21 protein-coding genes, 1 tRNA gene and 1 pseudogene are annotated in these 26886 nt (G+C 69.0%); 18 read left to right on the top strand and 5 right to left on the bottom strand.

All coding sequences use genetic code 11. From position 1 onward, the window contains the following. Position 1: 1 nt before the first annotated feature. From CEY15_RS03010 to CEY15_RS02960, 12 genes are all read left to right on the top strand, one after another. Positions 2–1558, top strand: coding sequence for a sugar ABC transporter ATP-binding protein (locus CEY15_RS03010; protein WP_095717242.1), 1557 nt, complete (start codon positions 2–4; stop codon positions 1556–1558). Continuing rightward, the gene (locus CEY15_RS03005) at positions 1555–2592 is read left to right on the top strand and encodes an ABC transporter permease (protein WP_095717241.1); all 1038 of its coding nucleotides are present in this window, start codon (positions 1555–1557) and stop codon (positions 2590–2592) included. Before CEY15_RS03010 ends, CEY15_RS03005 begins: the two co-directional genes overlap by 4 nt. 102 nt (positions 2593–2694) lie before the next feature. Further along, positions 2695–3507: an alcohol dehydrogenase catalytic domain-containing protein gene (locus CEY15_RS03000; protein ID WP_342744884.1), complete on the top strand. Its 813-nt coding sequence runs from the start codon at positions 2695–2697 to the stop codon at positions 3505–3507. A 17-nt stretch (positions 3508–3524) separates the two neighbouring features. Then, complete coding sequence (locus CEY15_RS19055; protein WP_342744883.1) at positions 3525–3737, top strand: hypothetical protein; 213 nt, start codon at positions 3525–3527, stop codon at positions 3735–3737. An 82-nt stretch (positions 3738–3819) separates the two neighbouring features. After that, positions 3820–5301 (top strand): aldehyde dehydrogenase family protein, encoded by a 1482-nt coding sequence (locus tag CEY15_RS02995; protein ID WP_095717240.1) that lies wholly within the window; start codon positions 3820–3822, stop codon positions 5299–5301. Next, positions 5298–6410, top strand: coding sequence for an alkene reductase (locus CEY15_RS02990; RefSeq protein WP_245847163.1), 1113 nt, complete (start codon positions 5298–5300; stop codon positions 6408–6410). The genes CEY15_RS02995 and CEY15_RS02990 overlap by 4 nt, the downstream gene beginning before the upstream one ends. Before the next feature lie 21 nt (positions 6411–6431). Beyond that, a complete protein-coding gene (locus tag CEY15_RS02985) occupies positions 6432–7187 on the top strand; it encodes an SDR family NAD(P)-dependent oxidoreductase (protein ID WP_095717239.1) in 756 nt (251 codons plus the stop codon). Continuing rightward, positions 7184–7939 (top strand): SDR family NAD(P)-dependent oxidoreductase, encoded by a 756-nt coding sequence (locus CEY15_RS02980; protein WP_095717238.1) that lies wholly within the window; start codon positions 7184–7186, stop codon positions 7937–7939. The genes CEY15_RS02985 and CEY15_RS02980 overlap by 4 nt, the downstream gene beginning before the upstream one ends. Positions 7940–8026: 87 nt before the next feature. Continuing rightward, positions 8027–9421 carry an FAD-dependent oxidoreductase gene (locus tag CEY15_RS02975; RefSeq protein WP_095717237.1) on the top strand — a complete coding sequence of 465 codons (1395 nt, stop codon included), beginning with the start codon at positions 8027–8029 and terminating at the stop codon, positions 9419–9421. Then, positions 9418–10788 (top strand): MmgE/PrpD family protein, encoded by a 1371-nt coding sequence (locus CEY15_RS02970; RefSeq protein ID WP_095717236.1) that lies wholly within the window; start codon positions 9418–9420, stop codon positions 10786–10788. Before CEY15_RS02975 ends, CEY15_RS02970 begins: the two co-directional genes overlap by 4 nt. Continuing rightward, entirely contained in the window at positions 10785–12200 is a 1416-nt protein-coding gene (locus CEY15_RS02965) for an MmgE/PrpD family protein (protein WP_095717235.1), read from the top strand. Before CEY15_RS02970 ends, CEY15_RS02965 begins: the two co-directional genes overlap by 4 nt. Before the next feature lie 196 nt (positions 12201–12396). Then, positions 12397–13443 carry a pentapeptide repeat-containing protein gene (locus CEY15_RS02960; protein WP_176475001.1) on the top strand — a complete coding sequence of 349 codons (1047 nt, stop codon included), beginning with the start codon at positions 12397–12399 and terminating at the stop codon, positions 13441–13443. Positions 13444–13532: 89 nt separating this feature from the next. Here the strand turns inward: CEY15_RS02960 and CEY15_RS02955 are convergent. Continuing rightward, positions 13533–13609 (bottom strand) — tRNA-Leu (locus CEY15_RS02955). Between the two features lie 79 nt (positions 13610–13688). On the opposite strand from CEY15_RS02955, the gene polA reads away from it, so the two are divergent. Continuing rightward, positions 13689–16472, top strand: a complete 2784-nt coding sequence (polA, locus tag CEY15_RS02950) for a DNA polymerase I (protein WP_176475000.1) — start codon at positions 13689–13691, stop codon at positions 16470–16472. A gap of 65 nt (positions 16473–16537) precedes the next feature. Here polA and CEY15_RS02945 read toward each other — a convergent pair. Next, positions 16538–17335, bottom strand: a pseudogene (locus CEY15_RS02945) (IS630 family transposase); the annotation flags it as partial. A 135-nt stretch (positions 17336–17470) separates the two neighbouring features. Between CEY15_RS02945 and CEY15_RS02940 the strand changes: the two are divergent. The 3 genes from CEY15_RS02940 to CEY15_RS02930 are packed head-to-tail and all read left to right on the top strand — an operon-like array spanning position 17471 to position 20120. Beyond that, entirely contained in the window at positions 17471–18373 is a 903-nt protein-coding gene (locus tag CEY15_RS02940) for an ABC transporter substrate-binding protein (RefSeq protein WP_095717233.1), read from the top strand. An 8-nt stretch (positions 18374–18381) separates the two neighbouring features. Next, positions 18382–19362, top strand: coding sequence for an amino acid ABC transporter permease (locus CEY15_RS02935; protein WP_095717232.1), 981 nt, complete (start codon positions 18382–18384; stop codon positions 19360–19362). Beyond that, entirely contained in the window at positions 19359–20120 is a 762-nt protein-coding gene (locus CEY15_RS02930; protein WP_095717231.1) for an amino acid ABC transporter ATP-binding protein, read from the top strand. Before CEY15_RS02935 ends, CEY15_RS02930 begins: the two co-directional genes overlap by 4 nt. A gap of 27 nt (positions 20121–20147) precedes the next feature. Here CEY15_RS02930 and CEY15_RS02925 read toward each other — a convergent pair whose 3' ends face one another. Continuing rightward, positions 20148–21002, bottom strand: coding sequence for a class I SAM-dependent methyltransferase (locus CEY15_RS02925; protein WP_095717230.1), 855 nt, complete (start codon positions 21000–21002; stop codon positions 20148–20150). Between the two features lie 43 nt (positions 21003–21045). Between CEY15_RS02925 and rpsA the strand changes: the two genes are divergently transcribed. Together rpsA and coaE are read left to right on the top strand one after the other, a co-directional pair. Next, positions 21046–22527 carry a 30S ribosomal protein S1 gene (gene rpsA, locus CEY15_RS02920; RefSeq protein WP_095717229.1) on the top strand — a complete coding sequence of 494 codons (1482 nt, stop codon included), beginning with the start codon at positions 21046–21048 and terminating at the stop codon, positions 22525–22527. Positions 22528–22686: 159 nt separating this feature from the next. Further along, positions 22687–23769 carry a dephospho-CoA kinase gene (gene coaE, locus CEY15_RS02915; RefSeq protein WP_095717228.1) on the top strand — a complete coding sequence of 361 codons (1083 nt, stop codon included), beginning with the start codon at positions 22687–22689 and terminating at the stop codon, positions 23767–23769. A 144-nt stretch (positions 23770–23913) separates the two neighbouring features. On the opposite strand, the gene CEY15_RS02910 is transcribed toward coaE, so the two are convergent. Then, positions 23914–25464, bottom strand: a complete 1551-nt coding sequence (locus tag CEY15_RS02910) for a DUF4185 domain-containing protein (RefSeq protein ID WP_095717227.1) — start codon at positions 25462–25464, stop codon at positions 23914–23916. Beyond that, positions 25464–26882 carry a DUF4185 domain-containing protein gene (locus tag CEY15_RS02905; protein ID WP_095717226.1) on the bottom strand — a complete coding sequence of 473 codons (1419 nt, stop codon included), beginning with the start codon at positions 26880–26882 and terminating at the stop codon, positions 25464–25466. The genes CEY15_RS02910 and CEY15_RS02905 overlap by 1 nt, the downstream gene beginning before the upstream one ends. Positions 26883–26886: the final 4 nt, after the last annotated feature.

Below are 26886 nucleotides of genomic sequence, written 5' to 3'. Positions count from 1 at the left end.
CATGACCGCCCAGCATCCACCCTCCGCGGACCCGGCGCCTCTCCTCGAGATCCGTCAGCTCACCAAGTCGTTCAACGGCGTGTCCGCGTTGAGCGGAGTCGACCTGGCGATGTATCCCGGGGAAGTGCACGGTCTGCTCGGCGCGAACGGCAGTGGCAAGTCGACCCTGATCAAGGTTCTCGCCGGGGTCCATGACGCCGACGGGGGCGAGGTCACGGTGCACGGGACGCGGGTGTCGACCCCGTTCGGTGCCCGCGGCCTCCGTGATCACGGACTGGGATTCGTCCACCAGGATCTCGGACTGGCCCCCTCCGGAACCGTGCTCGAGCACATGGCCTTGGACTCCGGTGGAACCTCGGTGGGGCTCAAGCGGGTGCCGTGGGGCCGGGAGCGAGAGCGTGTCAGCGAGCTTCTCGACCGGTTCGGGATCGACATCCACCCGGATGCGACGATCGACATGCTCACTCCCGTCCAGCGCGCCATGTTGGCGGTCGTCCGGGCCGTGGGTGGGCAGGAGCTCAAGTCGGAGCCGGGACGTCCCCAGATCCTGGTCCTCGATGAGCCCACCGTCTTCCTGCCGCGGCAGGAGGTGGACGTGCTCTTCGCGGTTCTGGACCGCCTGCGCGACCGCGGCGACGCGGTGTTGCTCGTGTCCCACGACCTCGACGAGATCCTGCAGGTCACCGACCGGGTGACCGTCTTCCGGAACGGGGGACTGGCGGGAACACGCGAGACACGGGGCGCCACTCGGGATGATCTGGTGAGCCTGATCCTCGGATCCAAGGCAGAGCATCTGACCAAACACGACGCCGTGGTCGACTCCGATGCGCCGCCCGTCCTGGCGGCCCGCGCCCTCACCGGGGAGCGGGTCCACAACCTCGACCTCGAGGTCTACGCGGGTGAGGTGGTGGGCGTGACCGGACTGGCCGGCTCCGGGACCGAAGAGCTTCCCGACCTCCTCTTCGGGGCGAGGGCGGCCAAGTCGGGATCCGTCGAGCACCAGGGTGCTCAGGTGCACGACCCCACACCGGCTCGTTCCATGGACGCGGGGGTCGTCCTCATCCCCGCGAACCGCAAGGAACAGGGTGGCTCCCTGGAGCTCAGCGTCCTGGAGAACATGTCGCTGCCCTTCCTCGGCCGTCGCGCCGGCGGTGCGCTGATCGACTGGGCCGGACTGCGTCGACAGGCCGACGAGACGCTCGCCCGTCTCCGGGTCAAACCACAGGACTCCTCGGCGATGTTCGGGCACCTCAGCGGCGGAAACCAGCAGAAGGTGCTGATCGGGAAGTGGATGGACACGCAACCGACGGTCATGTTGCTCAACGAGCCGACCCAGGGCGTCGATGTGGGCGCGCGTCGCGAGATCTTCAAACTCGTCCGCGAGGCCACCCAGAAGGGCATGGCGGTGCTGTGCGCCACAACGGACTACGAACAGCTCGTCGAGATGGCCGACCGGGTCGTGGTCCTCGACCAAGGTGAGATCCGAGCAGAACTGCGCGGAGATCACATCACCAAGGACGCCCTCGCGTCCGCCGTCTATTCGGAGGAAGTGGCATGACCGCCTCGGAGAAGAACCATGCGGGAACGGCGACCGCCTCCCGTCCGCCGTCGCAGGCGGTCAAGAGGCCGGCGCAGCCTGAGCGATTCGCGCTCCTGGGTGTGTGGGTCGTCCTGATCATCGCGTTCAGTGTCCTGGCCCCTCAGACGTTCCCGACCACGGCGAACGTCGCCAACATGCTCGGTTCGCAGGTCGTCCTGCTGATCCTGGCACTCGGACTGGTGTTCCCGCTGCGCGCGGGAGACTTCGACCTGTCGGTCGCGACCACCCTCAACATGTCGATGGTGTTGGTGGCCGTCCTCAACGTCAAACAGGGGTGGAACATCTGGGCCGCGGTCCTCGTCGCGATACTCGCGAGCCTCGTCGTCGGGGTCGTCAACGGGTACATCGTCACGAAGTTCGACATCCACTCGTTCATCGTCACGCTCGGCGTGGGGACCGTCGTCCAGGGCTTCATCTACTTCATCTCGGGATCGGTCACCATCAGTGGCATCGACCGCGAGCTCACGGACGCGGTCCTCACCCGACCGTTCCTGTCGGTTCCGATCGGGTTCTACTACGCGGTGATCCTGTGCCTGTTGGTCTGGTACATCTTCGACCACTCGGCCTTCGGCCAGAGGCTGCTCTTCGTCGGTCAGGGCAGCGAGGTCGCCCGACTCAACGGCGTCAACGTCAAGGGACTGCGCTGGCGGGCGCTCATCATCTCCTCGGGCTTCGCCGGTCTCGCCGGTGTGGTCTACGCGGGCACCACGGCCAGCGCGGATCCCGTCTCGGGGGGCGCGTTCCTCCTCCCGGTGTTCGCGGCGTGCTTTCTCGGTTCGACCGTTCTCAAGATCGGGCGCTTCAACCCCTGGGGCACGTTCATCGCGGTGTACTTCCTGGTCACCGGGATCACCGGACTGCAGCTCCTCGGCGCCCAGCAGTACGTGCAGGAGCTCTTCTACGGCGGCGCTCTGGTCATCGCCGTCATCCTGTCCAAGGTCATCCGCACCCGCGGTGAGCGGATCCGCAGGACACAGGTCCAGAACGCGTAGTCACACCACCGTCCACCTCGGGCCGAGTCCGGCCCGGCGTCCCCGGGCACTCGGGACGGCACCACACCACCGGCCTCCGGTCGGCAACGGAAAGGGAACACAATGAAGGCACGCGGAGCAGTAATCCACCAGGTCGGCGGCCAGTGGGAGGTCCAGGACCTCGAGGTGAGTGAGCCTGCCGAGGACGAGATCCTCGTCAAGGTGATGGCCAGTGGCCTGTGCCATTCCGACGACCACTTCGTCACCGGCGACATCCCGGTGAACCTGCCCATGGTCGGTGGGCACGAGGGCGCCGGCATCGTCGAGAAGGTCGGCTCGCGCGTCACCCGGGTCAAGCCCGGCGACCACATCGCCACACTGTTCATCCCCGCCTGTGGGGTGTGCAAGTACTGCGTCCGGGGTCAGAGCTACATCTGTAACAACGGCGCCGGCATGGAGACCGGGATGGCGATGGACGGCACGGCCCGGTTCCACGACACCGACGGGAACCCGATCGGCGGAGTGACCCGGCTGGGGTCGTTCTCCAACTACCTCGTCTGCCACGAGACGCAGGCGGTCAAACTGCCCGACGACATCCCGTTCGACCTCGCGTGCCTGGTCTCGTGTGGTGTGGCGACCGGTTACGGTGCCGCCGTCAACGCCGCTCCGGTCCGGCCCGGAGACGTCGTCCTGGTCATGGGTCTGGGCGGCGTCGGCGCCAACGCGGTCCAGGGCGCCAAGCACGCCGGAGCCGATCACATCATCGTGGTGGACCCGGCCGAGAACAAGATGGAGCTCGCCGCGGGCTTCGGTGCCACGGCGGCCTTCACCTCCATCGACGAGGCCCGCCCGCTGATCGCCCAGCTGACCAACGGACAGGGCGTGGACGTCACCATCGTCACGGTCGGCCGGGTCGACGACACGAGCGCTCGCTGAGCGTGAGCCCCCAGGACATGACGAATCTCGCCAAGTCCATCAAGGGCGTCATGTACGGCAACTGCCGTCCCCTGGGCGACATCCCGCGGCTCTTCGACATGTACCGCACGGGCAGCATCAAGCTCGACGAACTGGTGACCACCCGATACAAGCTGGACGACATCAACCAGGCCGTCGAGGACATGCACGCCGGCCGCAACATCCGTGGCGTCGTCGTCCACGAACACTGAGAACGGTCGCACTCCCCACCAGGGTGACCCCTCCCCGCTCACCGCGACCCGGTGGCACACACGCAGCTACGTAAGGAATGTGATGACGACTTCGCAGAACCAGCCCGACGCCGGCAGGCCGATCGAACACACCCGACTGCACATCGGCGGGGAATGGGTGGACGGCCTCGCGGGCGCTGAGTTCGACACCGTCAATCCCGCCACCGGCGAGGCGTTCGCCAGAGTGGCGGAGGGCCGTGCCGAGGATGTCGACCGGGCCATCGCAGCAGCCCGGGAGGCGTTCGAGAACGGGCCGTGGTCGAGGATGAAGCCCAAGGAGCGCGCCGCCGCGATCTGGCGACTCGGCGACCTGCTCCTGGCCGACGCCGAGGAGATGGCCCGGGTGGAGACCCTCGACCAGGGCAAGCCGTACCTCGCGGCCCGGGACGGCGACGTCCCCACGGCCGCCGGTCTGTACCACTACATGTCCGGCTTCGCGACCAAGATCGAGGGTGAGACGATCCCGATCTCCGCTCCGGGCGAGTACCACACCTACACGCGGCGCGAACCCCTCGGCGTCGTCGGCCTGATCGTGCCGTGGAACTTCCCTCTCGTCATCACCGCCTGGAAGCTGGCGCCGGCCCTCGCGGCGGGCAACACCGTGGTGCTCAAGCCCGCCGAGGCCACCCCTCTCTCGGCGCTGCGCCTGGCCCACCTCGCCCTCGAGGCCGGCATCCCTCCCGGGGTCCTCAACGTGGTCAACGGTTTCGGACCGACCGCCGGGCAGGCGATCTCCGAGCACCCCGGTATCGACAAGGTCTCGTTCACCGGCTCGACGGCCACGGGTCGCAGGATCCTCGACGCCGCGGGCGGCAACCTCAAGCGCGTCACCCTCGAACTCGGTGGCAAGAGCGCGAACATCATCTTCCCGGACGCGGACCTGGACAAGGCCATCGCCGGCTCGGCCAACGCGATCTTCTACAACGCGGGACAGGCGTGCGCCGCCGGTGCGCGGTTGTACGTCCACGACGACGTGTACGACCGGGTCGTGGACGGGCTCGTCGCCGCGGCGGAGGCCATCTCGGTCGGCGACGGGTTCGACCCCACCAGCGAGATCGGACCCGTGGCCAGCAAGACCCAGTTCGACACCGTCTCGTCCTACCTCGAGGTCGGACGCTCCGAGGGCACCGTCCTCACCGGCGGCTCGCGCAAGGGCGACCGCGGGTACTTCATCGAGCCCACCGTCCTCGCGGATGCGGGCCAGGACTCGAGGATCGTCAAGGAGGAGATCTTCGGTCCGGTGGTGGTGGTGTCGCGGTTCAGTTCTGAGGACGAGGTCGTCGAACTCGCCAACGACACCCGGTACGGGCTCGCGGCCGGGATCTGGACGGGCAGCGTCGGCCGGGCACATCGTGTCGCCGCGAAGCTCCGGGCGGGCACCGTGTGGGTCAACACCTACGGGATCTTCGACCCGAGCATGCCCTTCGGCGGCATGAAGGAGTCGGGCTGGGGCCGGGAGATGGGCCACGAGGTCCTGCACGACTACACGGACCTCAAGACCGTGTGCGTGGACATCGCCGAGTGAACGGGACCGGTGAGATCGTGAACGCACAGGCCACGGAGTCGTCACTGCTGTTCGAACCGTGGCGGCTCGGTCGCATCGAGCTGGCGAACCGCGTCGTGATGGCTCCCATGACGCGGAACCGCGCAGACAGGGCCGGAGTGCTTCCGGACTCGGCGGTGACCTACTACCAACAACGCGCCGGTGCGGGCCTCATCGTCTCGGAGGCCGCCCAGCCCTCCGCGGCGGGGCAGGGCTACCCCGGGACGCCCGGAGTCCACGACGACCGGCAGGAAGCCCAGTGGGCGAAGGTCACGGACGCGGTGCATGCCAGCGGTGGGAAGATCTTCTGCCAGCTCATGCACACGGGGAGGATGAGCCACGAGAGCTTCATGCCGCCCGGTGCGAAGGTGGTCGCGCCGAGCCCGATCCGCGCGGAGATCGAGGTCGAGACCATCGACCGCGTGATGGTCCCGGCGCCCGTGCCGACCGAGCTCGACCAGGACGGGATCGACGGGATCATCCGAGACTTCGCGGACGCCTCCGAGCGGGCCGTGCGCGCCGGGATGGACGGGGTGGAGATCCACGGGGCCAACGGTTACCTGCCCCACCAGTTCCTCTCCCCGGGGACCAACCACCGCACCGACGCCTACGGGGGCAGCCCGGAGGCCCGGTCTCTGTTCGTGGTGGAGCTTCTGCGCGCGGTCTGTGACCGGATCGGTCACGACCGGGTGGGGCTGCGGATCTCGCCCGGAGGCCAGTTCAACGACATGGCGGACAAGGGCAACGACGAGACGTACCTCTCCCTGATCGACCAGATCGACGAACTGCGGATCGCCTACCTGCATACGTTGCGTCGCCGGTCGACGCCGCTGCACGAGCAGCTCCGCGGACGGTGGAGTACCACCTACATGTTGAACACCGGATTCCACGGGCCCAGCGAGCGGGAGGACCTCGAGCCTCTCCTGGAGGCCGGGCAGGCCGACCTGGTGAGTGTGGGCAGATTGTTCATCTCCAACCCGGACCTGCTCGAACGGTGGCGGCACGGGATCGAGCGGGTGGAGTGGGACGAATCCACCTTCTACACCGGCGGCGACACCGGGTACATCGACTACCCGGCCGTACAGCACTAACGACCTCGTCAGGAGAACACCATGTCCGAACAGAGAACGATCCCGGCCCCACTCGGCGGCAAGGTGGTGGTGGTGACCGGAGCGGCCACCGGAATCGGCGCCACCGCGGTCGAGGTCCTCCGCGCGCAGGGCGCCACCGTCGTCGGGTGGGACCTGGCGGGTACGCCCGAGGCGGGTCCGCTCGACCTCACCGACCCCGCCTCGGTGCAGTCGGCCGCGCAGGCCGTGCTCGCCGACCACGGCGCGGTGGACGCGCTGGTCAACTGCGCCGGGGTGATCACCGCGAACCTGCCGTTCGAGCGCGTCGACCCGCAGGACTTCCTCAAGTGCTTCAACGTCAACGTGATGGGCATCGTCCATGCCAGTCAGGCGCTGCATCCGGCGTTGACTGCCTCGGGTGGCGCGATCGTCAACATCGCCTCGCAGGCGGCTCTGGTGAGTCTGCCCGACCAGTCGGCCTATTCGGCGTCCAAGGGCGCCGTCGCGGCGCTCACCCGGTCGATGGCGATCGACTGGGCCCCGGCGGGTGTCCGGGTGAACGCCATCTGCCCGGGCTTCACCCTCACCCCCATGGCCAAGCAGCAGATGACCCCCGAGTTGGACGCCGCCGTGTCGCGCCGGGTCCCGTTGGGGCGGATGTTCGAGACCGAGGAGATCGGCGCGGTCATCGCGTTCCTGGCCTCTCCCGCGGCCTCCGCCGTCACGGGTGTCGTCATGCCGGTCGACGGCGGCTGGACCGCCGGTGAGCCGGCGCTCCCGATGGGTGGTGCGGAATGAGTGGTCGTGGCACCGCCTATGTGTCGGGCGCGAGTTCCGGGATCGGCCGGGGAGCGGCGGTGCGCCTGGCGGCGGACGGCTACCGGGTCGTCCTGCTGGGCAGGAACGAGGCCAGGCTCGCCGAGGCGGCCGCGGAGTGCGGTGAGGACGCCCGTTACGCGGCCTTCGACGTGACCGACCCAGCCGCGGTCGAGAACACTCTGCCTGCCCTGATCGACCAGCACGGACCGCCCACGGCCGTGTTGCACAACGCCGGGCAGACGATCGTCGGGGCATTGGATCAGCTCACGCCAAACGAGTGGCAGCGCCAGATGGACGTCAACCTCACCAGCATCTACGCGCTGAACCGGCACCTGTGGCCTGCCATGGTCCCGGGCGGGGGCAGCATCGTCCTGGTGGCGTCGACGGCGTCGTTCGCCGCGTTCCCCCAGGACGCCGCGTATGTGGCCTCCAAGGGAGCCGTGCTGGCCCTCACCAAGGCGATGGCCCTCGACGGGGCTCCCCACGGCATCCGCGTGAACGCCGTGTGCCCAGGCTTCATCCTGACCCCCAACCTCCAGGGCTTCTTCGATTCCCAGGACGACCCGTCCGGGGCTGCCGGCGGCGCCGCCGCTGCCGCCCCGTTGGGCCGGATGGGGAGTCCGGAGGACGTCGCCGGGGCGATCTCCTTCCTCTTCTCGCCCGATGCGGCCTTCGTGACCGGTACGCCGATACTGGTCGACGGCGGCCTCATGGCGAGGGTGCCCGGTTAGGCAGCGGGACCAGGTCACACGGCCGGCGGTCGTGACGACCGGATAACACTCGACTCACCGATGTAGAAAGCAACAGGTTCCGTTCAGATGGTCAATGAGGTCTCATCCCAGTCCGACGTCGACGCCGAGGTCGATATCGACGTCGTGGTCGTCGGAGCAGGCGGAGGCGGTCTGACCGCGGCCCTCGCGGCCGCGGACTCCGGCGCATCCGTGGTCGTACTCGAGAAGCTCGACGTCCCCGGCGGTAACACCGCGCTGTCCACCGGATCAGTGCCGGGCGCCGGTACCCGCCAGCAGAGCGAGGCGGGTGTGGAGGACGACGCCGAGCGAATGACGGCGGACCTGCTCCGGCAGAGCGGACCGCACGAGGCCGAGCATCTGACCAGACGGCTGGCCCGGTCGTCGGGTGGGCTGGTGGACTGGCTCGTGGACACCCACGGGATCAACCTCAAGTTGATCATGGAGTACAAGCACGTCGGCCACTCGGTCAACCGGCTGCACGCCCCGCCGTCCCGTCGTGGTCAGGACCTGGTCGATGACCTGGTGGCCGCGTGCGGCCGCGCGGGCGTCGAGGTGGTCACCGGAAACCCCGTCGCGGGTCTGCTCGTGGAGGACGGAGTCGTGCGCGGCGTCCGGGTGGCCGGGGAGCGGGTGCAGGAGTACACGCTGCGCTCCCGTGCGGTCATCCTCGCCGCCAACGGGTTCGCGGCCAATCGCACCCTCGTGGGTGAGTGGGCACCGGAACTGGTCGGGCTCGAGTACTTCGGTGCACCGGGATCGACGGGGGAGGCGATCGAGTGGGGGCTGGAGCTCGGCGGCGAGATGGACAACCAGGCGGCCTACCAGGGGTACGCCGCGGTGGCCTACCCGTACGGCAACATCCTGTCGTGGACCACGGTCGAGAAGGGTGGGGTGCTCATCGACTCGACCGGTAGCCGGCTCGGCGACGAGATCGTCGGGTACTCCGGCTTCACGACCGAGGTCCTGGCAGGTCAGGGACCTATCTGGGCGGTGTTCGACACCCGGATCAGGGATGTGACCTCGCTCGAGGACGAGTTCCGCGACCTCGTCGAGATGGGCGGTGCCAAGGAGTGTGTGACGACCACCGAGCTCGCCGCGGTGACGGGCGCACCGGAGGACGCGGTGATCCGGACACTCGAGAACTACGAGGCGGCGGCGCGGGGAGAGCGCCCCGACGAACACGGGCGGAGTGAGTTCGCCATGGCGCCGCTGGAGCCTCCCTACGTCGCGGTCCGGGTCACCCCGGGGTTGTTCCACACCCAGGGTGGGCTCCGGATCGACGACGAGGGACGGGTGCTGCGTGCTGACGGCTCCACCATCCCGGGTCTGCTCGCCGTGGGTGGCGTCGCGGCCGGCGTGAGTGGTCAGAGCGGAGGGCGCGGGTATTCGTCGGGCAACGGGTTGCTCACGGCGATCGGTCTGGGTCAGCTGGCCGGTGCCGCCGCGGCGGCCGCCAGATGAGCGGCGCTCCGGGGTGGATCGAGTGGCGTGACCGCCTCGCCGACCGGCTGTCGGGTGATCCGGTCGGCGCCGACCCACGTCTCAGGCGCAAGGCCGCGCTGGTACTCGTCGACGACCTCGCCGCGATGGTGTTCGGTCGACAGCACGACGAGATCCGGACCTTCGCCGACGCGATGTCCCGTGGTGACGTGCGCGGCGAGGCCACCGTCGTCGCGGGTGGCCGTGCCCCGCGCGAGCGGGCCGCAGCGGCGAACGCCGTCGCGGCGGGATGGGACGAGCTGGACGAGGGGTACCGGCCCGCGACGTGTCATGGAGGGCTGTACGCCATTCCCGCGGCGATGGCCGAGGCCGAGGTCACCGGTGCGTCGGTCGACGACCTGCTCAACGCGGTGGTCGTGGGGTACGAGGTGGCCACCGCGGTGGCCAGGGCGTTTCCGGCCCCTCGTCCTCTGACCCTGCATCCGCACGCCACTCTGTCGCCGATCGGCGCCGCCGCGGCGGTGACCTGGCTCCGGACGCGGAGCGGTGGGGCCGTCCTCGGGGCGGTGGACGCGGCGGCCACCATGAGCATGGCCGGCCAGTTCCGTCACGCCACGGTGGGAGCCCAGGTCCGCAACGTCTGGGCCGGGGGAGGAGCTGTGCTGGGATTCCTCGCCTCCGACGCCGCCGCAGCCGGACTCCGCGGGGACGCCGTCACGCTGTTCGACGTCTTCGGTTCGACATATGGGCAGAGCGTCGATCCCGCAGAGCTGGCATCCGAGCGCGACACATGGGCCATCATCGACGGCTACCACAAGCGTTACGCCGCCTGTCAGTACACCCACGCCGCCCTCGAGTGTGCGCTGGAGATCACCGGCGGAGCGCCGCTCCCGTCCCCCGAGGACGTCGTGGCGATCGAGGTGGCCACCCATCCGCTGGCGATGGCCCTCGACGACCGCGCCCCGACCACGGCACTCGGCGGCAAGTTCTCCGTTCCGCACGTCGTCGCGGCGGTCCTGGCGTCCGGGTCCGGTGACGCCCGCGTCTTCGCCTCCGGCGGTCTGGGCGACCCCACTGTCGCGGCACTGCGTGATCTGGTCCAGCTGACGCCGTACGACTCCCTGCCGGAGCCGCCTCACGACCGTCCCGCCAGGGTGACGGTCCGGTACGCCGACGGGTCGCGGCGCGACGCCGAGTGCCTCAGCGCCGTCGGCGGTCCGGACAGGCCATTGGGCGAGGCCGAGGTGCTACAGAAGGCGGCGGACCTCACGTCCGGGCACCTTCCCGACTTCGCCGGAGTCGCAGCGCAGATCGTGAACGGCGGGGTGGCGGGGGACGAGCCCTGGGCGGCAGTCCTGGCCTCACTCATCCCGGAGGTCGGCCGATGAACTCGACCCCGACTCCTGTGTCTGACAGCGAGAAGTCTCTGTCTGAGAAGCTCGTGGCAGCGGCCGCGGAGGCGATGACCTCGGTCCCCGACACCGTCCTGGCGTCCGCCAGGCTCCATCTGCTCGACAGCCTGGGCGTCGGGATCCTGGGATCCGTCAGCGGTCCTGTCAGGACAGTCACCAGCATCGCCGACTCGTCCGGTCACGGCCCCTGCACCGTACTCGGACGACTGGACGGCGCACCGGCCCCGGTCTCGGCTCTGGCCAACGGTGCCCTCATCCACTCCCTGGAGTTCGACGACACCCACGTCGCCTCGGTGATGCACGGGAGTTCGACCCTGACGTCGGCGGCGCTGGCCGCGGCCGAGTCCAGTGGCGCGGACGGCGACCGGATGACCGCCGCCTATGCCGTCGGGTGGGAGGTCCTCATCCGGATGGGCCTGGCCAGCCCGGGAACCCTGCAGTCCCGCGGCTTCCAGACCACGAGCGCCGCCGGCCCGTTCGCCGCTGCACTGGTGTCGATCCTGATCCGAGGGGACACGGACAACGGCGCCGACGCCCTCGGCATCGCCGGCAGCCAACCCGGCGGAACGTTCGCCTTCCTCGCGGAGGGGGCGACGGTCAAGGCCGCACAGCCGGCGTGGGCCGCACACTCGGGACTGTGGGCGGCGGAGCTCGCCCGGGCGGGGATCACCGGGCCGTCGAGAGTGCTCGACGGCGACCACGGCTTCTACACCTTGTTCGCGGACGACCCCGGAGCGCCGGCCAGGCTCGACGCGTTGTTGGGCGACCTCGGTGAGAAGTGGCACCTCCCGGACGCCGCGTACAAGCTGATCCCGTGTTGTCACTTCATCCATCCGTTCGTGGAGGCCGTCGAGCAGTTGCTCGCGGAGGGCCTCCGGCCGGCCGACATCGACAGTCTCCACTGTCACGTCCCCACCGGGGCCGCACCGGTGATCGCCGAACCGTGGAGTGCCAGACAGTCACCCCCGAGCGGACACGATGCGCGGTGGAGCCTCCCGTACGTCCTCGCGGCTCGGTTGGTGGACGGCGAGGTCAGGAACTCCCTGTTCACCGACCCGATCGGTGGGCAGCGGGCCGCGGTGGCCGGCCGGATGACCTACGAGCTCTGGGATGATTCCGGGTTCCCCGCCCGGTACCCGGCCCGTGTCGACGCGCGGACCACAGACGGTCGCGTTCTCACCGCAACGGTCCGCGACGTCCTCGGAGGGGCCGGGCGGCCGGTCCCCGAAGAGGCGATCCGCGCGAAGGCCGACCGGAACCTGCGTCTGGCGGGTTGGACGGCGGACGAGGCCGCAGGGTTGATCGAACTGCTGCTGGACACCCCGTCCCTCGATCTCCCCGCGCTGAGCGCCCGGTTACGGGGGGCGGACGGGGCCGGCCACCGGTAGCGGTCCAGGCAGCGTCGCCCGGCCTCGTCGTCCAATCGAGTAACGCTCATGGGTCCGCGAGATCCGTGGTAACCATTGGCGTAGTCACGGGGGTCTTCCCCGGTCGAGGGCCAGAGCGTCAGGAATCCCACCGATTTCCACGTCTGTCATGTGCTTCGGGTCAGTATCAGGGCGGGGCGCACTACGGGTGGGCGTCGTGGCGCTCGTCGTCGCGGCGTTGCTCTGGCCTGCGCTGCCCGCGGCGTATGCCGCTCCGGCGGACCCGATCGTGGACAGCAGCGGTGTCACCGTCCCCGGGTGCACCCTGCCCTATGTCCAAGGCGTGAATGCCAGTTGCTTCGGTGCGGACCTGAGTGGCTACGACCTCTCCACCCCACCGTTCGTCGACGTGCTCTGGGTGAGTGGAGAATTCGAACGCGTGAACATGGAGGGGCGCGCATTCCCCGTAGGCACCGATTTCTCCGGTGCTGACCTGGCTGCCGCGAATCTGCGATCGGTCTCCGCCGTCGGCGCGTACTTCACCAATGCCGGTATGCAGATGCTGGACGCGACGGGCGCAGTCCTCACCGGTGCCCGGTTGTGGCAGACCAACGCACGGGACGCGACATTCGCTGACGCCGATCTGACCAACGCACAGTTCAACATGGCCGACCTGACGGGTGCGGACTTCACGGGCGCGGATCTGACGGGTGCGAGGATCTACGCCGATGTCACAGGCGCGATCTTCACCGACGCCATCGGGGTTGACCTGGCGGGTTCCACCGGGACGCCGCTGGCAGGCCCTCCCGGGTACACGCCTCCGCCCCCGGCGCCGGACAGTGGACCGATCTCACTGGCAGCAACGGCGGAGAAGGGGTACGCCGCGTGGTCGCTGAAGACCACCTGGACGAACAGGTCCAGCACGTCATCGTTCGACTGCTCCTTCGAAGCCCGTCCGACCGACGCTGATGGCACCTACAACAACCTCGCTCCGTACCCGGGGCCCACTGTCACCGTATCGCCGAACAGTACGGTCGAACTGGTGCAGAACGCGGGGGTCGGACCGCTCGGTATCGAGTGGCAGTGTGAGGGCGGGGACGGCACCACCGACAGTCGCCTGTTGTCGACGACGGCCTACCTGGGTCTCGTACCTCCTACGCGGGTGACGATTCCGGCACCCGACCCCGATCTCTCCACGCCGCCTCCCGTGGTCCCGGCGCCCGGATCCGGATCGTCGGTTCTGGCACTGTTCGGAAGCAGCTAGGCCGGAGAATACGTGCCAACCAGAGGAGTTCGACGGAGATCTCCGTTGCCTCACACCAGCCGATGACTTCGGCATGAGCTGCGGCGTAGTGGTGCCCCCGGTCGGACTCGAACCGACACTGGACGGGTTTTGAATCCGTTGCCTCTGCCAATTGGGCTACGGGGGCGAACGCGGCGAGCCGCTGGTCGGAAAGTCTAACCGACGACCGGTGAGCGGCTGTCCGACGCCCGCCCTAGAGTGGCCGTGTGAGCACCACGAGCCAGACCGCCGAAGCCAGTTCCGCCGCCACCACCGCGTCCACCGACGCCGCCGAGGCACACGGGCCCACCCGTCTGTTGCTCCTCGACGGGCACTCGCTGGCCTTCCGCGCGTTCTACGCGCTTCCCGCGGAGAACTTCTCCACGGCCTCCGGGCAGCACACCAACGCGGTCTACGGATTCCTGTCGATGGTCGCCAACCTGGTCACCACCGAGGAGCCCACCCACCTGGCGGTGGCGTTCGACGTCTCCCGGGCGACCCTGCACCGGACGGCCGAGTACCCGGAGTACAAGTCGACGCGCTCGGCGGCCCCCGAGGAGTTCAAGGGACAGGTCGAGCTGATCCAGGAGGCGCTGGTGGCACTCGGGGTCCGCACCCTGTCCCTGGAGGGCCACGAGGCCGACGACATCATCGCGACCCTGGCCACCCAGGCGGCAGGGGCCGACACACTCATCTGCACGGGGGACCGCGACGCGCTGCAACTGGTCTCCGACGCGGTGACCGTCCTCTACCCGGTCAAGGGAGTCTCGGAGCTCGCCCGCTTCACCCCCGAGGCGGTGGAGGCCAAATACGGGGTGACCCCCGCTCAGTACCCGGACGTCGCCGCGCTGCGGGGCGACACCTCCGACAACCTCCCCGGCGTGCCCAAGGTCGGCGACAAGACGGCGGCGAAGTGGATCGTCCAGTACGGCAGCCTGTCGGAACTGATCGCGCACGCGGACGAGGTCAAGGGCAAGGTGGGGGAGAGCTTCCGCGAGCACCTCCCGCAGGTGCAGCTCAACCGCCGCATCACCGAACTCACCCGGGACCTCGACCTCGGCGTCCAGCTGGATGAACTCACCAGGCGCCTGCCCGAACGGGCGGACGTCAACGCCCTGTTCGACCGGCTGGAGTTCGGTCCCCAGGCCCGCGACCGGTTCCTCTCCGCGTTCCTCCCGGAAGGCGCACCCGAGCCGGTGCCGGAGATCGAGATCGAGCAGGCCGCCGTCCTGCGGGCGGGCGAGGTCTCGGACTGGCTGGCGGCCCACGCGCCGGCCGGGAGTCGGCACGGCCTCGTCGTCGTCGGTCCCTCACGACCGGGCGCGGGGGATGCACAGTCGGTCACCGTGGCCGCGGCGGGCGGAGCCTCCGGACACATCGACCTCGCACGGATCGGCCCCGCCGACGACCAGGCTCTACAGGCGTGGTTGGCCGACGACGCGGTGTCGAAGGCGGTACACGATGCCAAGGCCGCGACCCACGCGCTGATGGGCCGGGACCTCCGCCTGGGCGGTGTGACGCTGGATGTGGCACTCGCCGCCTATCTCGTCCGTCCCGGTCAGCGCAGCTACGGATTGGCGGAGTTGTTCCAGCGCCACCTGCAGCGTGAGCTCCCGGAGCCCGAGGCGGCGGAGAAACAACTGTCGCTGCTGGACGAGGTCGACGAGTCGGAGGCCGAGCAGCAGGCGGCCAACTCGGCGGCGACCCGCGCCCGGGCCGTGATCGACCTCGCCGAGCGCCTCGACGTGGAGCTGGAGCAGGTGCACGGTGCGCAGCTGCTCGCGGATATGGAACTGCCGCTCGTGCCGGTGCTCGCGCGGATGGAGTCGATCGGAATCGCGGTCGACTCGTCGGCCCTGGACGACCTCCGCGACGGGTTCGCCGACCGTGGGCGTGACGCGGCGGAGGCGGCCTACGCCGCGATCGGGGGCGAGCAGATCAACCTCGGTTCGCCCAAGCAGCTCCAGGTGGTGCTGTTCGACACCCTGGGCATGCCCAAGACCAAGAAGACCAAGACGGGGTACACCACCGACGCCAAGGCGCTGGAGGAGCTTCTCTCCAAACAAACCGGGGACACCCCGGGACGGGCCTTCCTCGAGGCACTGCTGCTGCACCGCGAGGCGACCAAGATGCGCACCACCGTCGAGGGGCTGATCAAGTCCATCGGGGACGACGGGCGCATCCACACCACGTTCAACCAGACGGTCGCCGCGACCGGGCGGTTGTCCTCCACCGATCCGAACCTGCAGAACATCCCGGTCCGCACCGAGGACGGCCGACGGATACGCAGGTCGTTCGTCGTGGGCGAGGGCTACGACTGCCTGCTCACGGCCGACTACAGCCAGATCGAGATGCGCGTGATGGCGCACCTGTCCGGTGACGAAGGACTGATCGAGGCGTTCCGGACCGGCGAGGACCTGCACTCCTTCGTCGGCTCCCGGGCGTTCGGGGTGCCGATCGACCAGGTCACCCCCGAGCTCCGGCGCAGGGTCAAGGCCATGAGCTACGGGCTCGCCTACGGGCTCAGCGCGTTCGGGTTGGCCGCGCAGCTCGGCATCAGCCAGACCGAGGCCCGCGAGCAGATGGACGCGTACTTCTCCCGCTTCGGGGGAGTCCGCGACTACCTGCACGCGGTGGTGGACCAGGCCCGACGTGACGGCTACACCGAGACGCTGTTCGGTCGTCGGCGCTACCTGCCCGAGCTCAACTCGGACAACCGGCTCAAGCGCGAGAACGCCGAGCGTGCGGCCCTCAACGCCCCGATCCAGGGCACCGCCGCGGACATCATCAAGGCGGCGATGCTCAAGGTGGACGCGGACCTCGACGAGCGGGGGCTGCAGAGCCGTCTGTTGCTCCAGGTCCATGACGAACTGGTGCTCGAGGTGGCGAAGGGCGAACTCGAGGAGGTCCGCGAGCTCGTCGTCGACCGGATGTACTCCGCCATCGAACTCAACGTCCCGCTGGACGTCTCCACGGGCACGGGGCCCGACTGGGACTCCGCGGCCCACTGAGTAACCAGTGGGTAACCACTGACGCCAAAAGCGGGCGGTGCGTTTTGTGGTGCTCGACGTATGCCCTAGTGGTCCGCATTTGAAGTCTTCTTACGGTTGGCTTTCTTGAGGACTTCGTCGGCGGTTTTCGTCCAGACGAAGGGGTGGGATCGGTGGTTCCAGCCGTCGATGAAGGCGCGGATCTTCGCGTTGAGGTCCTTGACGGATGTAAAGATCCCACGGCGGATGGCCTGGCGTTCGACGATGCCGAACCACACCTCGACCAGGTTCATCCACGACGCGTGGGTGGGTGTGAAGTGGACCTTGAACCGGGGATTTTCGGCCAGCCAGGCCTTGACGTTTGCGTGCTTGTGGGCGGCGTAGTTGTCCATCACCAGGTGCAGCTCAACTGGCTGACCGTCGGCATCGACGACATGACGGTACGCCCGCTCGATCTGCTTCAAAAACGCCAGGAACTCCTGGTTCCGGTGACGCGGTTTGAGTGCGGCGGTGACCTGACCGGTGGCGATGTCCAGCGCCGCGAATAGGGTGCTGGTGCCGTGCCGGACGTAGTCGTGGCTGCGCCGCTCGATCAGGCCGGGCTGCATCGGCAAGATCGGCTGAGTACGATCCAGTGCCTGGATCTGGGACTTCTCATCCACGCACAACACGATCGCGTTCTCCGGCGGCGCCAGGTACAGGCCGCAGATGTCGGTGACTTTGCCGACCAGCTCAGGATCGGTGGAGAACCGGAACGACTCCGAGCGCCACGGCTTGATCCCGTAGGCACGCCACGCCGTGACCACCGTCGAGGCCGAGACCTTCAACCGGGACGCCAGCAGCCGCGACGACCAGTGGGTCACGCCCAGAGACTTCGGCGCCGGGACGCAACATCAATGCCGGGGCAGGTCGATTCGCCATGCCCCATGATTTCACAAACCCAACTGTAAAACTACTTCACACGCACGACACTAGGTTCATTGCCGATTCGGCTACCCGACGCCTGAAAGGGCACGCACATGACCCTCACCTCACGGCGCGGCCTCCGTGCCGCACTGGCACTGACCGCCACCGCGGCCCTCGCGCTCACCGGCTGCACCACCAACACCGAGGGGCCCGAGGACTCGGGAGAGCCGAGGCAGGAGGTCTCGCTCGAGACGGACGACGAGATCGCCGCCCTCGTACCGGCCGAGATCCGCGAGAAGGGCGTGCTGGTGATCGGCACCAACCCGCCGTACGCGCCCAACGAGTTCAAGAACGAGCGGGGCGAGATCGTCGGCTTCGACATCGACGTGATGACCGCCGCCGCCCAGCTCATGGGATTGCGTGCGGAGTTCCGCGAGTCCGACTTCGAGAAGATCATCCCCGCCATCGAGGGCGGCACCATGGACATGGGCGCCTCGTCGTTCACCGTCAACGACGAGCGGCTGCAGACCGTCGACTTCGTCACCTACTTCGAGGCCGGCATCCAGTGGGCATCGGCGGCGGGCACCGACCTCGACCCCGACGACGCGTGCGGCCTGAGCGTGGCGGTCCAGCGCACCACGGTCTCCGACCAGGAGGACGTGCCCGCCCGCAGCGAGGCGTGCGTCGCCGCCGGCAATCCCCCGATCGAGAAGGTCCAGTTCGATTCCCAGGACGAGGCCTCCACCGCCGTGGCGCTCGGCAAGGTCGACGCCATGTCCGCCGACTCGCCCATCTCGGCGTACGCCGTCAAGCAGTCCGAGGGCAAGATGCAGCTGGCCGGGGACGTCTTCGACTCCGCCCCCTACGGTTGGCCCGTGCGCAAGGGGTCCGAACTGGCCGCCGCGCTCGAGGCCGCAGCCGACAAGCTCATCGAGACCGGTGACTTCGAGAAGATCGCCCAGAACTGGGGCCTCGAGGACGGGTTGATCGACGACGCCGAGATCCGGAAGGGCTGAACCGGTCGGTGAGCACCGCGCAGAACCGCGCCTCGGCCCCCCGAGACGCTCCTGACCCCATCGAGGCGGTGCCGCTCCGGCACCCGTGGCGGTGGGTGTCGGCGACCATCGTCCTGGTCCTGGTGTTCCTGTTCATCTGGGGCGCCGCGACCAACCCGGCCTACGGCTGGGGCACCTACGGCCGCTACCTGTTCGACACCCGGTTCGGCATGGCGGTGTTCTACACCATCGCGCTGACGGTGCTGTCGATGATCCTCGCCGTCATCCTGGGGGTCATCCTCTCGGTGATGCGGATGAGCAGCAACCCGGTGCTCAAGGCCGTGGCCTGGGTGTACCTGTGGATCTTCCGCGGAACACCCATCTACGTCCAGCTGCTGTTCTGGGGCCTGATCTTCACGCTGTACCGGCAGGTCCAGTTCGGCATCCCCTTCACCGACTTCCAGATCGTGCGCTTCGACGACACGATGGTGTTGTACTCGGCGTTCTGGCTGGCGGTGGTGGGTCTGGCCATGAACGAGGCCGCCTACATGGCCGAGATCGTGCGGGCGGGTATCTCGTCCGTTCCGGAGGGCCAGGCCGAGGCCTCCACCGCGCTCGGCATGTCGTGGGGACAGACGATGCGCCGGACGATCCTTCCGCAGGCCATGCGGGTGATCATCCCGCCGACCGGCAACGAGTTGATCTCGATGCTCAAGACCACCTCACTCGTCGTGGCCATCCCGTTCTCCGGCGAGCTCTACGGTCAGGCCCGCGACATCTCCGGGGTCAATTTCCAGCCGATCCCGCTGCTGCTGGTCGCAGCCACCTGGTACCTGGTGATCACCAGTGTGCTCATGGTGGGGCAGCACTTCCTGGAGAAGAAGTTCTCCCGCGGCGCCACCCGCCAGCTCACGGCGAAGCAGTTGCGGGCGCTGGCCGAAGCGGACGGCCTCACCCCCTCCGGGCTCGCCGCGGCCAGAGGGACCGACCAGTCGGGAGGAATGCCATGACTCCGATGGTCAGGGCCGAGCAGGTCTGCAAGAGCTTCGGCTCGCTGAGGGTGCTCAAGGGCATCGACATCGAGGTGGCCGCCGGGGAGGTGCTGTGCCTGGTCGGGCCGTCCGGGTCCGGCAAGTCCACCTTCCTCCGGTGCATCAACCACCTCGAGCGTGTCGATGCCGGTCGGTTGTACGTCGACGGCGACCTGGTGGGGTACCGGGAGAAGGGCGACAAGCTCTACGAGATCTCGCCCCGGCACGCGGCCAGGCAACGCCGGGACATCGGGATGGTGTTCCAGCACTTCAACCTGTTCCTGCACCGCACCGCCCTGGAGAACGTCATCGAGGCGCCCATGTTGGTCAAGGGCGAGTCGAGGGCCGAGGCCACGGAGCGGGCCAGGGTCCTGCTGGAGAAGGTCGGGCTCTCGGCGAAGGTGGACGCCTATCCGGCCCAGTTGTCCGGTGGTCAGCAGCAGCGGGTGGCGATCGCCCGCGCGCTGGCGATGGAACCCAAGCTCATGCTGTTCGATGAGCCCACCTCCGCGCTGGACCCCGAGCTGGTCGGTGAGGTCCTGGGCGTCATGCGGGATCTCGCGGACGCCGGAATGACCATGATCGTGGTCACCCACGAGATGGGTTTCGCCCGGGAGGTCGCCGACACGATCGCCTTCATGGACGACGGAGTCGTGGTCGAGGCCGGGCACCCGTCCGAGGTGCTCGGGGCGCCCCGGCACCAGCGGACGCAGGACTTCCTGTCCAAGATCCTGTAGCCGGCCCCACGGTCGTGTCGCCGGCGGTCAGGGGAGAGTGGCCACGAAGATCGCGGTGCCGGGGAAGATGCTGCCGCGCAGCGGGCTCCACTGCCCCCATTCACGGTCCAGCCATTCCGGCCACTCGGGCTCGATCAGGTCCCGGACCACGAACCCGGCACCGACCAGTTCCCGGATCCGGTCACCAGCCGTGCGGTGGTGTTCGACGTAGGTGAGGTCGCCCTCCTCGTCGTACTCGGTGTAGGGCGTGCGGTCGAAATACGGGAACGCGGCCACGAGTCCCTCGGGGCCCGGATCGTCACGGAAGATCCACCGCATCGGGTGGTTGACCGAGAAGACGAACCGTCCGCCGGGACGGAGCACCCGTGCCGCCTCCGCCATGACCCCGGCGGTGTCCGCCACGAAGGGGATCGCCCCGAACGCGGAGAACACGACGTCGAAACTGTCGGCGGCGAACGGCAGGCGGCCGGCATCGGCCTGGATCAGCGGCACCCGGGCCGCCGGACCCGTCGACCTGCCCGCCGCCTCGGCGCCCTCGCGGAGCATCCCGGCGGAGAGGTCGACGGCGACGGCGCGGGCCCCGCGGCCGGCGATCCACCGTGAGCACGGCGCGGAACCGCAGCCGACCTCCAGGACGTCGCGGCCCGCGACGTCACCGAGGAGAGCCCAGTCGCCCTCGTGGAGTCCCTCGGGGCACCACACGAACTCCCCATCGGGGGAGTGGGCACCGAGGAAGTCGCCGTGTTCGTCGTGGTACTCGACCGCTTCGGTGTCCCACCACGTGCGGGAGGCGCGGACGGACTCGCCGTGGTCGGGGGGGTTTGTGGACGTCACGCTGGCAGAGTACAGTTGACCGTCGCGTGCGTACACGCTCGCGAACATCTGTCCACCTACGATTCCTATCCACTCCGGAGCACCCCACCCTATGACCACCAAAACCACCTCGCCGCAGGTAGCCGTCAACGACATCGGCTCCGCGGAGGACTTCCTCGCCGCCATCGACGCCACGATCAAGTACTTCAACGATGGCGACATCGTCGAGGGCACGATCGTCAAGGTCGACCGCGACGAGGTCCTGCTCGACATCGGATACAAGACCGAGGGTGTCATCCCCTCGCGCGAACTTTCCATCAAGCACGATGTCGACCCCGGTGAGGTCGTCGAGGTGGGCGACGAGGTCGAGGCCCTGGTCCTGACCAAGGAGGACAAGGACGGCCGTCTGATCCTGTCCAAGAAGCGCGCCCAGTACGAGCGCGCCTGGGGCACGATCGAGGAGCTCAAGGAGAAGGACGAGGCCGTCAAGGGCACCGTCATCGAGGTCGTCAAGGGTGGCCTGATCCTCGACATCGGCCTCCGTGGCTTCCTCCCCGCCTCCCTGGTGGAGATGCGCCGCGTCCGCGACCTCCTCCCCTACGTGGGGCAGGAGCTCGAGGCCAAGATCATCGAGCTGGACAAGAACCGCAACAACGTCGTGCTCTCGCGTCGTGCATGGCTCGAGCAGACCCAGTCCGCGGTCCGCTCCGAGTTCCTGCACCAGCTGCAGAAGGGCCAGGTCCGCAAGGGCGTCGTGTCCTCGATCGTCAACTTCGGTGCGTTCGTCGACCTCGGTGGCGTCGACGGTCTCGTCCACGTGTCCGAGCTGTCCTGGAAGCACATCGATCACCCGTCCGAGGTCGTCGAGGTGGGCCAGGAGGTCACCGTCGAGGTCCTCGACGTCGACCTGGACCGCGAGCGCGTCTCGCTGTCGCTCAAGGCCACCCAGGAGGATCCGTGGCGGCACTTCGCCCGGACCCACGCGATCGGTCAGATCGTGCCGGGCAAGGTCACCAAGCTCGTCCCGTTCGGCGCGTTCGTGCGTGTCGACGAGGGCATCGAGGGCCTCGTCCACATCTCCGAGCTGGCCGAGCGCCACGTCGAGGTCCCGGACCAGGTCGTCACGGTCAACGACGACGCCATGGTCAAGGTCATCGACATCGACCTCGACCGTCGCCGTATCTCGCTCTCGCTCAAGCAGGCGGACGAGGACTACACGGAGGAGTTCGACCCGTCGAAGTACGGCATGGCCGACAGCTACGACGAGGCCGGCAACTACATCTTCCCCGAGGGCTTCGATCCCGAGACCAACGAATGGCTCGAGGGCTTCGAGAAGCAGCGTGAGGAGTGGGAGAACCGCTACGCGGAGGCCGAGCGTCGTCACAAGATGCACACCGGTCAGATCGAGAAGGGTCGCGCCGCTGCCGCGGAGGCCGCGGAGGCCGCGCCGACCAACTACTCGTCCGAGTCCGCCCCGTCGTCGTCCCGTCCCGCTGCTGCGGAGACCAGCAGCCCGGCCGAGTCGACCGGTGGTTCGCTGGCGTCCGACGAGCAGCTGGCCGCACTGCGGGCGAAGCTCGCCGGCGGTGAGTGACCTCGCGGTCTGACGGCGCCACGGGCGCCTGACGGCCCGGACCACGGCCCCGGACGGTCGTCCCACCACGGTGGGTCGCCGACCGGGGCCGTGGTCTATTTGTGCCGGGGGAGATGCCGCGGCGGCCGGGGGAGACCCCGGTCACCTAGACTTCGACCCATGCTGATGGTGGGTCTGACCGGTGGAATCGGAGCCGGCAAGTCGACGGTGACGGCAGTGCTCGCGGAGGCCGGTGCGGTGATCGTCGACGCGGACCGGATCGCGAGGGAGATCGTCGAACCGGGCACCCCGGGTCTGGCCATGCTCGTCGCCGAGTTCGGCGACGACATCGTGGGGCCGGACGGCGCTCTCGATCGGGCCGCGCTCGCCGCTCGTGCCTTCGTCGACGCGGAGCGGACCGCCGCACTCAACGCGATCACCCATCCGCTGATCGGGGAGCGCACTGCCGAACTCTTCGGTTCGGCGCCCGAGGACGCGATCGTCGTCCACGACATGCCCCTGTTGGTGGAGGGCGGGATGACTCCCGCCTACCACCTGGTGATCCTGGTGGACACCCCGGCGGAGATCCGACTCCGGCGACTGGTGGAGCAGCGGGGTATGCCGGAGGACGACGCCCGCGCGCGAATGTCCCGTCAGGCGACGGACGAGGCCCGTCGGGCGGAAGCCGATGTCCTGATCGACAACTCCGGCGACCGCGAACCGGTTCGGGAGATCGTCCGGATGCTCGTCGAGCTACGGTTGCGGCCCTTCGAGCACAACCTGCGGACGGGCACACCTGTGGTGGGGGACCGGACAGTGGTGCCGTTCCGGCCGGAATGGGCGGCGGAGGCGGCGAGGGCGACGGCGAGGTTGCGTCACGTGCTGGGGGACGTCGCGACCCGCATCGATCACGTGGGCCCCACCGCGGTCGACGGTCTCGATGCGCCGGACATCGTGGACCTGCAGGTGACGGTGCCCAACGAGGCGACCGTGGAGCGTGCGCTGGCGCTCCTGACCGGAGCGGGATACGTCCGGGACCGCTCCGCCGAACGTCCTCTCCTGCACTGGTGTGACCCCGCCCGGCCGCTCGAGGTGTCGATCCTCGCCGAGGACGATCCGGAACACGAGTTCGCCCTGCTGATAGCCGAGGCCATCGGATCGGATCCGAGCGCGCGGGTGGAGTACTCGGAGATCCTCCGCCGGGCCGACCGCGAGGAGACCCGGGAGTGGGAGCGGACCCTCTGTGAGGCGTCGGACAGCTGAGGGGTCACCTCGACGCGGTCACCTCGCCCTGCTCACCCCACAGTGGTCACCCCGCTGAGCTCACCCGACAGTGGTCACCCCGCTGAGCTCACCCGACAGTGGTCACCCCGCTGAGCTCACCCGACTATGGTCACTCCGCCGCGGTCACTCCGTCGGGACCGCGCCGCCGACGAGCTCGGACACCGGCACGTGCCTGATCACCTCGGTGGCCGCGGGCCCGGCGGGGGCCGCGGCCCTGCGGAGTGCGGGCGGGAAGACCTCGGACAGGCTGGTGCGCACGAGGAACACGTTGTAGGCATTCCAGGTGGTGACCAGGTAGTACAGATCCTCACCCTGGGCCCACGGGTGCATGAACGCGCCGTAGACGCCGGGGAGCACGGAGTAGTCCACCAGGACGGTGGGCCCGGTCCAGGGGCCCTCCGGGCGGTCCGCGGTGCGGAGCACGACCGAGTTGTAGCCCTGGGAGTACATCGCGGCGTACTTGCCCAGGTAGTCGTTCCACATCACGGAGAGCTCGCTGGCCGGGCGGGGCAACACCGGCTCGGCATCCGAGGGGTCGGCCACCCAGTCCGTGCCGTCCCAGTACCGGTAGGCGGCCGGATCGAGGAGTCCCGCGGTCGGCGGTGCCCCGCCGGTTGCGTCGAGGTCCTCCGCCGACGGGGACCCTGCGAGCGGTACGCGGGCGAGGATCGCGGAGCCCTGCCGCCCGGACGGCGTCAGATACTCGTAGAGGTACTCGCCGGTCCTGAGGTAGGAGCTCATCTGCGAGTCCCGCCAGACGGGGTCCACGGGGGGTGCGCCGTCGCCGACCGGGACCGCGGAGGTGATCGGCCGTGCCAGGGCGGGCACGACGGCCCAGTTCTCGCCGTTGTCCGTCGAATAGGCCAACCCCGAGTAGTTGGTGGTCCACGACCCCGGTTGGCCCCAGTGGGCGACCGACATGAAGCGCAGGTACTGGACTCCCTCGACCGCGATCCCCGCGGTCGGGATGATCGTGACCTCCCCGGGTAGTCCCGACCGGGGAACGATGGACTTGGCCAGGCCGTCGGGACCGGTGGCCGCGGAGTCGATCCGCACTCCGTCGCCGAGGTCGGTGTCACCCGACCGGAACAGGACGTTCGACCGCCACTGGCTCCCGGGGACGGTGCAGTCACCCATCGTGTCCCCGAAGGCCATGAGGATCTCCGGTTCGGTGGCGTGCCCGTTGTCCCACATGATGCCCAGATCGGTTCCGGCCACCCCGTAGCGGCTGATCGACTCGGTGGGACTCGTGGGCCCCGTGACGAGCTGGAGGAACCGGGTGGGGCCGCGGAGGACGGGGACGGTGCCCTCCTCTCCGGTGATCCAGGGGGGCATCCCGTAGACGGACCCGGTGACAGTGTTCAGTGAGCCGGAGAGCCCGTTGCCCAGGGACCCGGTCTCGAGTTGCCGGACGAGTGACCCCGAGCGGTCCGCCGAGCCCATGGCCCGCGAGGCCGATCCGAGTGGACCGGCGGACGCCGAGCCGGTGGACCCCAGCGAACCGCCCGCCATGCCGGCGCCGGTCTGGTTCTCCAGCAGAGAGCCGAAGTTGCCGAACATGACGCTGCACGGGCCGGCCGTGGCGGTGCCGGCCCCGATGCCGGCGAGCGTGGTGACTGACGCCGAGACGGCGACGAGTGCCGCCGCGGCCAGTCGCGGCATCGCCCGGCTCATCAGGCCCTCGGGATGGGGAGACGGTCGACGAGAACGGTCTCACCGGTCTCGGCCGGATCCGGGGTGTCGCGGGTCCAGCTGTCGTCCGCGACGCGCATCCGGGTGGTGGCGCCCGGCAGGGTCCGCGCGGGGATCTGGTTCAGGTCGGTCTTCATGAGGAAGACGTTGTAGGCGTCCCAGGTGGACATGGTGAAGTACAGGTCGGACCCGACCGTCTCGACCGCCGGGCTCCACGGGTGGATGAAGGCCCCGTACAGGGTGGGCACGTGCCGGTACGACAGGAGGATGTCCTCTCCGGACCAGGGCCCCTCGGGCGTCGCGGCCTGCCGCATCACGATGTCGTTGTTGCCGTTGGTGTACAGGGTGATGAAGCGGCCCAGCCGGGCGCTCCACGAGACGGACAGTTCGCTCACGCGGGGAGGGATCACGGTCGCCGCGGAGCGGTGGTCGCGGCCCCACCCCGCCCCGTTCCAGAACTCGTATGCGGACATGTCCCTGATGGAGCGCTCCGGCACGCGGGCGAGTGTCACCGCGCCGCTGCGGCCCGGCGGGGTCAGGTATTCGTAGACGAAGCCGCCGTGCTTGAGGAACGCGCTCATCTGACCGGCGGTGTGGGTCGTGAACGGGGCCCCGAGGTTCGCCGGTATGAGCCGCGCGCTCCCGGTCCCGGTGCGGGCGGTGCCCGCCACCGGGGTCCAGTTCTCCCCGTTGTCCCCCGAGGCCGCGAGGGCCGAGTAGTTGGTGACCCACTCGCCGGGGTCGCCCCAGCTGGCGACGGACATGTACCGGAGGTACTGCGTACCGTCCACCTCCACACCGGCGGTCGGGATGACGGTCACCTCGCCGGGCAGGTTCGAGCGGGGGAGTATGGACTTGGCCAGACCGGCCCGCTCCATCGGCGCGTCGTCGATCCGCATCCCGTTCGACAGCGTGCGGTCGGAGGAGCGGAACAGGATGTTGCTGCGCCACTGGGTGCCGGGTAGCCGGCAGTCGCCCATCGTGTCACCCAGGGCCATCATGATCTGCGGGTTCGAGGCGTTCCCGTTCTCCCACAGGATGCCCAGGTCGGTGCCGGAGATGCCGAACCGTTCGACGGTCCTGTTGGGGCTCGTGGGTCCCGTGAGCAGCTCCACCGTCGTGGTGCGGCCCTGGAGGACGGGGATGTAGCCACTCGCCCCGTTCGCCCACGGGGTCGCCGGGGTCGCGACCGGCGTGGCGGCGGATCCGGAGAGGGAGCCCGATCCGCCGATCCCGCCGGTCCCGCCGGCCGGAGGCCACGGGTCACACGGTGCGGCCGCCGCGACGGGTGACAGCACCGACAACGCGCCGATCGCGAGTGCGGCGACCGTGCCCGCCGCGAGGGGTGAGGGTGTCCGCCGGGAAAGACGGGGACGACGACGAGGGGTGTTCCGGGACACGGCT

This window comes from Dietzia natronolimnaea (assembly GCF_002289575.1).
In the GTDB taxonomy this organism is placed as follows: domain Bacteria; phylum Actinomycetota; class Actinomycetes; order Mycobacteriales; family Mycobacteriaceae; genus Dietzia; species Dietzia natronolimnaea_A.
Note: the sequence above shows the minus strand (reverse complement) of the source record. Positions and strands in the feature narration are given on the sequence as shown.